The organism is Psychrobacter aestuarii (assembly GCF_904846035.1).
GTDB classification, from domain to species: Bacteria; Pseudomonadota; Gammaproteobacteria; order Pseudomonadales; family Moraxellaceae; genus Psychrobacter; species Psychrobacter aestuarii.
Window position 1 is genome coordinate 1 of record NZ_CAJGYT010000001.1, and the last position, 12,157, is coordinate 12,157.

Genomic DNA, 12,157 nt, shown 5'->3' on the forward strand with positions numbered 1-12,157 from the left:
AGATACCGTGACCACAGTGACCATCGACACCCCAATTGCTGCTGACGACATCATCAATGCCGATGAAGCGGATGCGGTCAGTATCAGTGGTACTGGCGAAGTCGGTGCAACGGTGGTGCTGAGCGCCAACGGGGTTACCTTAGGCAGTGCGGTGGTTGGCGCTGACGGTAACTGGAGCGCCGTGGTGGATGCCAGCGCTTTGGCAGAAGGCGATGTCACGGTAACCGCAACCGCCACCGATGTGGCAGGTAACGTGGCGGTGGATACGGCTTTAGTCACGGTAGATACCTTAGCACCTGATGTCATCACCCCAGTGGTTACCGACAACGTGGCGAATGATGGCGGTCTGTTAGACCCAGCCGAGCAAGTGTTTAATGGGGACAGCACCAACGATGCCACCCCAACCCTTACTGTCGCTGCTGCCGCTATCGAAGCGGGTGCCACCTTAACCTTACTGGTGGATGGCGCGCCTGTTGCGGCTGACATCATTACCAATGCCGATGGCAGTGTCAGCCTGACGCCAGTCACACCTTTGGCCGATGGGGACTACAGCTTGGGCTACCGCATCACTGACGCTGCAGGGAACAGCACTGACTCACCTGTGGTTGATGTGACGGTAGATACTTCAATTATGGCAAACGACGATTTAGCTTTTGTTGACTTGGGCGCATTACAGACCACAACCTATCCTACAGTCACAGACTCTGACTTCGATCTTGTCGGTCTGGCTGAAGGTACGGGCGGCGTGGAAAACCAGCTCTCTTTTACTATTAATGAAGGCACGACAGGTTCAGTGGATATCGTGGTGTCGCAATCAGCCTTAGTGACGGTCGCCGATGCCATTAACGTTGAGGTATATAATAGTAGTGGCGATCTGGTCTATGTCGGTACAACAGGCAACGACCCCTTGGTCGGTAACGCCCTTAACATTGAACTGCTTGGCTTGACAGGCACGGATACCTTGACTGCCACAGTCGATGGGCTTGCACCAGACACCTATACCATCGTGGTACGTAATGATGAAGGCGCGCTGGCAGCCTTGGTGAATGACTTGACCTTGACAGAGCTTGGCGAAGCGGGCGTCGTGTTGGGTGCGGACAATCAAGCAGCGGTGCTCAATGCCATTGAGACCGCACTGAATGCCGACTCAGGTTTATTACAGCTGGGCACTGCGGTGCGCTTATTACTAGAGCCTGTATTGGATGGCACCACAGACATCGGTGCAGGGGAGCTGACAGGTCTTGTGAGCGATGTCTTGTTAATTGGTGGTCTTGGCAGTCAGCTTGATGTCGTCCTCGATGTGATTGCCACAGAGCTGTTGTCTAACACCTTAACCTTGCTTGAGACGACAGAAGTCAGTGCAACTGTGAGTGAAACAGGCTACGCTGCGGACAGTGAGGCGACAGGCAATGTCATTGATCCAAATGATGCGGTCTATGATGAGCCAGGCGAGGATATCGTGACCTTGGATACAGCGCTGACCGCCATTACCAATGCAGACAACGCAGCTGTGACGGTAACGCAAGTCAATGGTGTACAAACCTATACCATCGAAGGTCAATACGGCGTATTGGTAATAGATGCCAATGGTAACTACACCTACACGCCAAATGGTGCGACCGCGACGCCAGGCGCGACAGACAGCTTTACCTATACCTTGTCCGATGGGGTCACCACCGACAGCGCGGTACTTACCATTACCTTGTCCGGTGAGCCAACGGCGCCGCAAGTGGATGATATTAACAACAACTATTCAGCAGAAGGTGTCTTACTCAGCACCACCATTATTGGTACGGCGCAAGCAGGCATTATTGTCAATGTTGATACCAATAATGACGGCGTGTTTGAAGCCACCACCACCGCAGATGCTGACGGACAGTTTAGTGTCACACTAACGCCCGCACTAGCAAACGCGGCGGACGCTGAGCTGACGGCGACCGATGGTCTGGGTAACACGTCTGTTGCCACACCTGTGGTCGGTGACACTGTCATTGATGTCGCACTAAATAGCGTCATTAATAATGCCGATACCAATGCCGATAATATCGCGGACAGCAGTAGCGTCAGTGGTACGACCGAAGCCAACGCTACCGTTGATGTACTGGTGGACGGCGTTGTGGTCGGTAGTGGGTTGGCGGACAACTTGGGCAACTTTAGCATTACCTTTGCCCCAAGCTTACTTGCTGGTCAAACACTGAGTGTCAGTGCGACCGACAGCTATAACAACAGCGCGACCACCGCACCCGTGGTCGGTACCGGTATTCTTGCCAATCTGGATACAGACCAGCTGGATTTGGGCGCATTGGTCACCACGACGAATGTGGTGGTGGATGCCAACGATGTTCAGCTGCTTGGACTGCTCGAAGGCAATGAGAGCCCAGTCAGTAACACCACCTTTACCGTACCAGAAGGTACAAATGGCGATGTGGTCATCACCGTAGAGCAAACCGCGCTATTGGCAGTCGCTGACGCCGTCAATGTCGAGGTGTATAACAGCAGCGGTGAGCTGGTCTATGTCGGTACGACAGGGGGCAACCCATTGGTCGGTGATGTGCTTGGCATCGACCTATTAGGCGTGACAGGCAATAATACCCTAGTGGCGACCGTCTCTGACCTTGCGCCAGATGATTACACCATTGTGGTACGTAATGATGAAAGCGCACTTGCCGACTTGGTCAATGGCTTGACGCTAGAGCAGCTCAATAACTTAGGCGTGGTTATTGATAGTAGTAATGTCGGTGTTGTGACTGATGCAATAACGGCGACTTTGGTAAGTACGCTTGGTAGCACCCTTGGTAATACGGTTGGTGGTACAGTCGATACTGTATTGACGAACGCTGTTTCAGGCGGCGGTATCCTTAGCGTGAATCAGGCAGTTGCGCTGATTGAAACTGCGATACTACTACCATCACAAGAAACGGCGGCGATCAATGCATTAACCAGTGCCTTGTTATCCAACACCTTAACGCTGCTGGAATCTACTGACATCACGGCGACCCTAACCGCGTCTCAGTACGATGACACCACCCAAATCACAGGCAATGTCATCGACCCTGATGCTGCCGCAACTGGTGAAGCGGGTGAAGACGTGGCGCCAGCAGGTACGGCGGTAACGGAGGTCACGCTCACCACAGCGGATGGCAGTGAGATTGCCGCGACCACCACTGATGTCGGCGGGGTAACGCAATTTACCCTCGTAGGGCGGTACGGTACTTTGGTACTCAATGCCGATGGGACGTATACCTACACGGCGAATGGCGACTTTGACTCACTCGGTCAGACCGATGTCTTTAACTACACCATTGATGATGGGGTCAATCAGTCACAAACTGAGCTGGTGATTAATCTGGGTACCACCACAGCGACGCTCACCACCGATGCCATCGTCCGTAATGACACCGACACCATCAATGTCATCGGTCGCGCAGTCGGCGTCGATGTCGGTACGACGATTGCCATCAGTATTGCCGATACCAATGGCACGACCATCAATGGCGAGGCTGTCGTGCAGTTTGGCGGCAGCTACAGCCTTGCGGTCAATGGCTCGGCGTTAACTGGCAGCATCACCACCACGGCGACTGCTGTCGATGACAATGGCACTCCGCTGCTCGATGTGAATGGCAATACCATCATTGCTCAAGATACGGACTTCAAACAACCAACGGATGCCCTTGGCATTACCATCAATGCAGACGTCGTACTGGGCACAGGTGATGATACCATTGATGTAGAGAGTATCTTGGGTGGTCAAATCAGCGGCGGCGATGGCTTTGATACGCTGGTGTTTACAGGTGCCGACGCCACCATCAGTCTGTCAGACATCATCGAAACCGAAGTCATCGATATCACGGGTAGTGGTGCCAACACCTTGACCATAACGTCAGAAGATGTGATTAATGCCAATGTGGGCGCGACAGGTCTCTATATCCGTGGTGGCTCTGATGATACCGTCGACCTTGGCAACACAGGCAACGACCTTACAGAAGGGGTTGGGGTCTGGACCACCATAGGCACAACGACCGACGGAGATGGCGTGACTTACAACGTCTACTCCTTTAACAATGACCCCGCCAATCAGGTATATATCGACACCAACATTGGCAATGTTATCTAAACAATACAGCAACAAAACGCCTCTGTCACAGAGGCGTTTTTATTTGTGTTTTTACAGCAGACACGGTAACTTATGATAAACAAATGCCAATAAAAAAATCATGGATTTATCGTAACGCGACCTATGAAAACACTGTTTTACCGCCCCCTGTACTTTTATTGCTTAGCGATAGGTCGTGCTATATTGCCATTGATACTCAGTATCACGTGCAGTATCACCGCACACGCTGAATACGAAGATTTACAAGTCAATCAGCTGATTAATGATGCCATTCAGAGCCATCCGCGCATTCAAGCGGCTATGGCGAGTCAGCAAGCGACCACCGAGGGCATTACTGCTGCAAAATTAAACTTACTTCCAGAGCCAAGCATCAGCTCAGGTTATGATAGGGACAATGATTTTGTCTCGCAGGTCAATATTCGTCAGCCACTATGGACAGGCGGACGCTTGAGCGCCAATGTCAATCAAGCCATTTATGATGACAAAGCGGCGGTCGAGACCATCTACGAGCAGCAAAACACTGTCGCCAAGACCACCATTGACGCTTGGCAAAGCTATATCCAAGCCATCGCCCAGCAGCGCATTCATTTGGACAACCTCAATGTACTGGCAGACTTTGAAGCCATGATGCAGCGCCGTGTGGGGCAGGGCGTCTCTGCACGTATTGAGCTGGATTTGGTGACCAACCGTATTTTACAAGAACAAACCGCCTATCAAGGTGCGCTTGAGCAACAGCGCATTGCCGCCGCGCGTTTGTCACAGCTGACAGGGCGCGCGATGCCCACCACAGGCAGCAGCGCCATGCCCAGCATCAAGGCACTGAGCGCCTACGCAAAGCAGCAAGCCGTCAGTCTTGAGCAGCAAGTGTTTGGACAAAACGGCTTAAACAATCCCTCAGTGGTCAAAGCCCAATTTGAGATTGAATCGGCAAAGCAGCAAGTGCTCGCCCAGCGTGCTGCCCGCTATCCAACCCTGTACGCGCAGTACGAGCATGCCTACTACCATGATGATGAAGATACTGACCGCGATAATGATGGCAAGTTTTCAGTAGGGCTAAGCTACAGCCCTGGTGCAGGTCTGTCCAATTTTGCCTTGTCGCGCGCCTCAGAAGCGCAGGTCAGCAGCTTGATTCAAAGTCAAGAGGCCGCGCGCCGTGATGTTATCGAAGACATCCAAGTGCGCTACCAAAAGTTCAGTAGTGCCAAAGACCGTGAGGTGTCCTTGGTCGCTGCCGTTGCGGGTGCGCAAATGGTGGTCAGCTCTTACCGCAGGCAGTTCATTGCAGGGCGCAAGTCGTGGCTCGAAGTCCTAAACGCCGTGCGGGAACACAACGACTACCAAGTGCAGCTGGTACAGACCCGCGCAGAGCTGCTCGGCTCCTTTTATCGGTTGCAAGTGGATTTGGGCTTGATGCCGTGGCAGAGCCAAGCGCGCAATCGCACGGCGACTGAGACTTTTAGCCCCGTCGATAGTGTCAGAACATGGCTACAGAACCAGACAGACACGCTCAAGCGGGTGGCATCATCGGCACGCCCGCGCCAAGATAGCAGCGTACGTGACCGCGTATCAAGCCCATCAGAGACAGTGGCAGAAGCCGCCGCACTTAACCTCGGCGATGGCGATACGATGCGCACCTATGCCTACCCTCAGCTCAGTACCCATGTGGCTGACGATGATGGCGCAGATGGCGAGCTTGCTTTGGGCAGCGCGTCATACGATGCTGACGGCTTGATGAGTGACGATGTCGAAATCATGGACGAGTCGGCGCAAAATAACGAAATAAAATAGCCTAAGCAAAAAATGTAATCAAATCCCCAGCCCATTAGACCGTTTTAACGATGAATAAATGAATAAGCGATGGTTATGAGTATACCGAAAGACGACAGCCCCGCAGTACGCGTTACGCCTGACATGGACGCGCCCGCCAGCCCTTCAGCCCAAACGCAGCTGGTGGAAGCATTGCGTCATCTGTTAAACGAGCAGGGCTATCCGATTGACAACATCCGCCTGCAAGACGTCATCGGTAAGCATCAACATATTGACAACAGCGCAGCACTGCGTCCAGAGCAGGTGTTTGAGATACTCCAAGAGATTGGCGTGTCCGATACGCCCGAAATCCTCAGCGCGCCCGATGCCGCTGTGCTGCCACTGCTTGCCTATCATCGCGATAAGGGCTGGGGCGTGATAGACAGCCAGACTCCGCAGCGCCTGTGGCACTTTCGCCAAGCGGACGCGCAGCATCACATTGCCACGGACAGCTGCACCTTATTATTGCGTATCCGCTTACAGCACACGCCGAGCAGCCAGCAGCGCCGCTCCTTCTCCGACTTGCTAAAAACCGATTTAAAGTCTTATAAAGGCATTTTGTTCGAAGCGGTCATTGCCACCTTTTTGATTAATCTGTTGGCGCTTGCGGTGTCGCTGTTTTCGATGCAGGTGTACGACCGCGTGATTCCAACGCGCAGCGAATATACGCTCATCATTCTTGCCAGTGGCGTGTTGCTGGTGATTGTGTTCGAAGCGTTTATGAAGTTTTCACGCGCCAAGATTATGGACAAGGTGGTCGTGGGTCTGGACCAATACCTGTCCCGCGAGGTATTTCAGCGCTTATTAAAGGTGCGTATGGACCAGATGCCCGCATCGGTCGGCTCGATGGCGGCGCAGCTGCGCGGTTATGAGCAAGTGCGCAGCTTTTTTACCGCAAGTACCTTGTTTGGCATGGTCGATTTACCGATGACCATTATTTTTGTGGCACTGATTGCGGTGATTGGCTCGCCGCTTGTGGCGCTGGTGCCCGTAGTGGCGGCGGTTATTGCACTGATTATGGGTCTTTTTGCGCGGCGACGCATTGACGCACTGGCGGAGGAAGGGGCGAGCGCGTCGTATTATAAGACAGGCTTGCTGGTCGAGGCGGTCGAAGGCGTGGAAACCATCAAAGCAGGGGCGGGCAGCTGGAAGTTTTTATCGCTCTGGCTGGATGTGATGAATGTCACGCTCAAGAATGATTTGGACATGCGCCATGCCAATGACAATTTGACTTTTTTTACCCAGATGCTTCAGCAGGTCAGCTATGTGGGCATTGTGATTGTCGGCTCGTTTGTGGTCATGCAAGGCGATATGACTATGGGCGGGCTGATTGCCTGCTCGATTTTGGGCGGGCGGATTTTAGCGCCCGTGATGGGCATTCCCAATTTGCTGGTACAGCACTCACACGCCCGCGCGGCACAAAAAAACATCGAGTCGTTATTTGAGCTGCCGCAAGACAATGATGGCGTCAGCTATCCATTATCACCAAGCCGCATTATCGGGGCATATGACTGCCGCAATGTTAGTTTTAACTATCAAGACAATGAGCGTCCTGCCGTCAGTGTGCCCTCATTGTCAATCAAAGCAGGCGAGCGCATTGCCATTCTAGGGGCGATTGGCTCAGGCAAATCGACCTTGCTCAAAATGCTGGCAGGGCTGTATGCACCAACCAAAGGACAAGTATTGCTCGATGGCTTGGACATTCAGCAGGTCAGCCGCGAAACGCTTGCCGAGCGCATCGGTTATCTGCAACAAGACCACCGCCTGTTTCAAGGGACACTGCGCGAAAACTTACTTATCGGTATGCCAGCACCTAGTGATGATGTGCTGCGCGACGTGCTGACCAAGACAGGGCTGATGCAACTGGTGTCAAGCCACTCAAGCGGGCTTGAGCTGCCCATCAGCGAGGGCGGGCGCGGGCTATCAGGCGGACAAAAACAGCTGGTGGCGTTCACCCGCTTGCTACTTACCAAGCCCAATGTGTTCTTGCTCGATGAGCCGACCGCCTCGATGGACAACCGTCAAGAACAGCGCTGCTTACAAGTCTTAGCCGAAGAGCTGGACGCGCAGCAGACCCTAATAATCTCCACCCATAAGACTGCATTACTCAACCTCGTGGACAGAATCATCATCATGGACAATCAGCGCATTGTCATGGATGGTGCCAAGGCGGAAGTGCTCAAAGCCTTAACCCAGAATGAGCGCCAAAAAACCAAAGCCAGCGCCGCCGCCAGCGCATAACGGTCGCGCCGCCGAACCCTGAGTACCGCTTTTATATTGTCAATAAGGTAACCCAAGCATGTCCGAGCACAGCTACACGCCCATAAATCCAAAAATCAACCGTGCCAGATGGAGCATTTGGACGGCGCTGATTGGTATTGTTTTGCTGCTGGTGTGGGCATCGTTTGCCAAGATTGACCAAGTCACCCGCGCCAGTGCCACTGTGATTGCCAGCGCGCGCACCCAAGAGATTCAAGCCTCAGAAGGTGGCGTGCTGACCGAAATTGCCGTCAAAGAAGGCGAAGAGGTCAAGCGCGGTCAGCTGCTCGTAGTACTCGAAGAAGAGCGCGCCAAAGCCGCCCTTGACAACAGCGCCAGCAAAATCGCCGCCCTACAAGCCAAACTTGCCCGCCTAGAGGCAGAGATTTTTCAGACGCCGCTAAAATTTTCTGAGTCGGTCAAGGGTTATCCTGAATATGTCCAAAACCAAACCGCGCTCTACAACCGCCGCCGCCAAGCGATTAACGAAGAAGTGTCGTCACTTGAAAACATGCTGGTATTGGCAAAACGTGAGCTTGGCATGAATGAGCCGCTGCTCGCCTATGGTGATGTGAGTCAAGCCGATGTGATTAAGCTGCGGCGACAAGTGGCAGATATCGAAGCGCAGATTAACAACAAGCGCAACGAATACTTCGAAGAAGCACAAGCGGAGATGACCAAGGCGCAAGAAGAGCTGGACACGCAAATCGAAGAGCTGCGCGACCGCGCCCAAGTGCTCGAAGAAAAGCGCTTGATGGCACCGACAGAAGGCAAAGTCAATAACATCAAGGTCACCACCATCGGCGGTGTGGTCAAGCCAGGCGAGGTCATCATGCAAATACTGCCGACCAGCAGTGACTTGGTGGTCGAAGCGGAGGTCAGCCCTGCCGATATCGCCTATGTCAAAGAAGGGCAGGACGCCACCGTCAAGCTCGATGCCTATGACTATTCGATATTCGGTGCGATGACAGGTACGGTCGAATACATCAGCCCCGATACATTGCTTGAGCAGACGCCTGAAGGGGAGCGCGCCTATTATCGCGTACTGATTGTCATCACGGGTGCAGAATTTGCAGGGCGCAGTGATGAGATAGTCATTCGCCCTGGTATGACCGCCTCGGTGGACATCAAAGCGATGGAGCGTACCGTATTGTCCTACTTGACCAAACCCATCACCAAGACACTCTCTGAGGGGCTTGGCGAGCGCTAAAGTCACGCATCAGCAAGACAAGGCACTTAAAAAGGGTTATAGTGTTTGATACCATAACCCTTTATTTTTTTTCATGTTTTTATGAAAACAACACCGATAAGGAGTGCGCTATGTCGCCACGTAAGATTCTCCTCTCGATGCTCTTGCCTGCAACCTTGCTGATGAGCGCTTGCGACCAAGCTGAAACACCAAAAACGGATGATAGCGCGAGTACCACTGAAGCCAGCAGCAACAGCGCTGAACCTGTACAAGCGGCTGATACCACGGCAGTCAGCACGCCTGCGCCCAGCAGCAGCGATGCGCCGCAAGACCTTGCAGGGCTAAACGCCACGGTATACAAAGATGCCAACTGCGGTTGCTGTGGTCAATGGGTGGACTACGCTGGCGCGCACGGAATGACCACGCAAGTGCAGCATCCTGTTGACTTGAGCGCTGCCAAAGACAAGTACGGCGTCCCGCAATCGGCGCGCTCGTGCCATACCACCGTCACTGATGATGGCTATGTGTTTGAAGGACACATTCCTGCCAAGTACGTGGCGCAGTTCTTAGCCAACCCACCAAAAGATGCCAAAGGTCTGGCGGTTGCAGGTATGCCAATGGGTAGCCCTGGTATGGAATATCAAAACAAATTTGACCCTTATGATGTCCTGCAAATCAATAACGACGGCAGCACCGAGGTTTATGCCCATGTTGAGAATACCAGCCAGCAAATGTAGCCTGCCAAATGCACTATAAACATGAATAAGAAAAAGCCCCAACCCTTGTCAGGTCGGGGCTTTTGTCTGTTGTACTGCGGTAGTTTTTAGGTTGCGGTTTTGCTGATATTGCCCGCGCGTCTTGCTCCTTTGTATTAGGATACAGTCAAGGCGATAGCGGTGAGGCTATGTCAATAACAATACCAGTAGCAATAATAATAAAAAACAATAGGAGCAGCATATGCAACACGACAATACCAGCAGCCACGGCATGAACCCTTACGTCAAGTTTACCTTGATGATTGTCACCTCAACGCTCGTCATGTATATCATGATGTATTTTAATACCTATGCATGGGATCACATTTATTTTAGCGAAACCCGTGCTTATATGGCGCTCTATATGGGCGCGGGCATGGCGGTGATTATGCTTGCCTTTATGGGCAATATGTATAAAAAAACCAAGCTCAACCTTGCTGTCTACGGCATCAGTGTCGTGCTTTTTGCCGTGGGTATTTGGGGCGTGCGCTCACAAGCAACGGTTGACCAAGTCGATTGGATGCAGGCGATGATACCGCATCATTCTATTGCGATTTTGACCAGCTCGCGTGCCGATATTGAAGACCCGCGCGTACGCAAACTTGCTGATGACATCATCAGCGCCCAAGAGCGCGAGATTAAAGAGATGCAAGCCTTAATAGAAGAATTGGATAAATAAGCGATATATCAAGGGTGCGTTGATGCGTGCAGGCAAGTGCCGTGCTTTATGCGTGCTGGCTTTACCTTTGACAGCTCATCTTATGCGTATTTGATAGAAATCAAGTTCGCTATTCTACGCCATAAATTTTGTCTGGTTAAAAAGAGTAATACAAACTGGACATACTCAGTATGAAGAATAGAAAAAAGCGCTTGGCGAGTCACATAAATATAGCAAACATTTGTCATCTATGTGCGTGACAGCATCGATAGCCATTGCTACAGTGGGGGCAAGTCAGACAACGTAAGTCAGACAAGGTAAGCCAGACAACTTGCAAATGATGCGCAGATGGTACGTTTATTAACATTATCAATGCGCTATTTGCTACCTATCGTCTGACGTGCCATGCCTCAACATAATCCCTATCGACAGACAGCAAGGATGAGCAATGACAATAGAACAGCATATTTTAGCCTGTATTGATGGCTCAAAAGCAACGGATTCGGTATGCGATTATGCCGCGTGGTACGCGCGCAAACTTGCCTTACCTATCAGCCTTTTACACGTCAGCGACCTCTCAGCATCAAAAATTAGCGAGCTGTCAGACGCGCTGGGCATCGATAACAGCAATGCTTTGTTACGGTTACTGATAGAGCGTGACGCGAACACGATAAGTCCTGCCGCTAACGATAGTGACGACTTAACCGCCAACGCAAAGCGTCATTTAGAGTCGCAGTCTTATGATGCTAAAGTATACATTCATCAGCACGATGGAAAGCTGCTGCCTGCTATCGAGTATCTAAGCGACCGTACCCGCGCTATCGTCATGGCACGACGCGAAGAAGGGCGTGATGCCAACGATGCTACGATTGGCGACCACATTGAGCGTGTGGTACGCAAAGCAGATGTCCCCGTGCTGATTTGCTCTGAGCCATTTGCTGAACCAAACGCTTATTTGATTGCGTTTGATGCCAGTGACATCGCTATCAAAACGACGGACATGATTGCCAACAGTCCACTGCTAAAATCGATGCAAGGGCATATTGTCATGGTGGGCGACCCTGGCAGCGCCGCCAATGCTCGATTGGCTGACGCGACAGACAAACTGCGCGCGGCAGGCTTTCAGATTGAGCCGCACAATGTGCCAGAAGCGCCCGCAGTCGATGGTTTGCTTGATTTTCAAGAAAAGCATGACATTGACATCATCGTGGTGGGCGCGTATAGCCGCCCAAAACTACAGCAGTGGCTGCTCGGCAGTACCACGACAGACATCATTGCCAATACCTCATGCCCTGTGCTATTGGTGCATTAATACCGATTAAAATGCCTCTAGCATCGATTGCTATCAGAATAGGAGTCATGGCGTTTTAATGACC

7 protein-coding genes are annotated in these 12,157 nt (G+C 52.2%); all 7 read left to right on the top strand.

Going from position 1 to position 12,157, the window contains the following annotated elements; genetic code table 11:
- Positions 1-4,114: beta strand repeat-containing protein (locus JMW05_RS00005; protein ID WP_201503390.1), on the top strand; the 4,114-nt coding region annotated here is incomplete at its 5' end.
- A 123-nt stretch (positions 4,115-4,237) separates the two neighbouring features.
- Entirely contained in the window at positions 4,238-5,902 is a 1,665-nt protein-coding gene (locus JMW05_RS00010) for a TolC family protein (RefSeq protein WP_201503391.1), read from the top strand.
- A 75-nt stretch (positions 5,903-5,977) separates the two neighbouring features.
- A complete protein-coding gene (locus JMW05_RS00015) occupies positions 5,978-8,161 on the top strand; it encodes a type I secretion system permease/ATPase (RefSeq protein ID WP_201503392.1) in 2,184 nt (727 codons plus the stop codon).
- A gap of 58 nt (positions 8,162-8,219) precedes the next feature.
- Positions 8,220-9,389: an HlyD family efflux transporter periplasmic adaptor subunit gene (locus tag JMW05_RS00020; RefSeq protein ID WP_201503393.1), complete on the top strand. Its 1,170-nt coding sequence runs from the start codon at positions 8,220-8,222 to the stop codon at positions 9,387-9,389.
- Positions 9,390-9,499: 110 nt separating this feature from the next.
- Positions 9,500-10,105, top strand: coding sequence for a DUF411 domain-containing protein (locus JMW05_RS00025; protein ID WP_201503394.1), 606 nt, complete (start codon positions 9,500-9,502; stop codon positions 10,103-10,105).
- A 220-nt stretch (positions 10,106-10,325) separates the two neighbouring features.
- Positions 10,326-10,802 carry a DUF305 domain-containing protein gene (locus tag JMW05_RS00030; RefSeq protein WP_227691374.1) on the top strand — a complete coding sequence of 159 codons (477 nt, stop codon included), beginning with the start codon at positions 10,326-10,328 and terminating at the stop codon, positions 10,800-10,802.
- A 427-nt stretch (positions 10,803-11,229) separates the two neighbouring features.
- Complete coding sequence (locus JMW05_RS00035) at positions 11,230-12,093, top strand: universal stress protein (protein WP_201503395.1); 864 nt, start codon at positions 11,230-11,232, stop codon at positions 12,091-12,093.
- Positions 12,094-12,157: the final 64 nt, after the last annotated feature.

What these genes read in the sequence shown, in the direction of transcription:
- JMW05_RS00010 (WP_201503391.1), top strand. Translation starts at nt 4,238, where the DNA reads ATGAAAACACTGTTTTACCGCCCCCTGTACTTTTATTGCTTAGCGATA.
- JMW05_RS00015 (WP_201503392.1), top strand. Translation starts at nt 5,978, where the DNA reads ATGAGTATACCGAAAGACGACAGCCCCGCAGTACGCGTTACGCCTGAC.
- JMW05_RS00020 (WP_201503393.1), top strand. Translation starts at nt 8,220, where the DNA reads ATGTCCGAGCACAGCTACACGCCCATAAATCCAAAAATCAACCGTGCC.
- JMW05_RS00025 (WP_201503394.1), top strand. Translation starts at nt 9,500, where the DNA reads ATGTCGCCACGTAAGATTCTCCTCTCGATGCTCTTGCCTGCAACCTTG.
- JMW05_RS00030 (WP_227691374.1), top strand. Translation starts at nt 10,326, where the DNA reads ATGCAACACGACAATACCAGCAGCCACGGCATGAACCCTTACGTCAAG.
- JMW05_RS00035 (WP_201503395.1), top strand. Translation starts at nt 11,230, where the DNA reads ATGACAATAGAACAGCATATTTTAGCCTGTATTGATGGCTCAAAAGCA.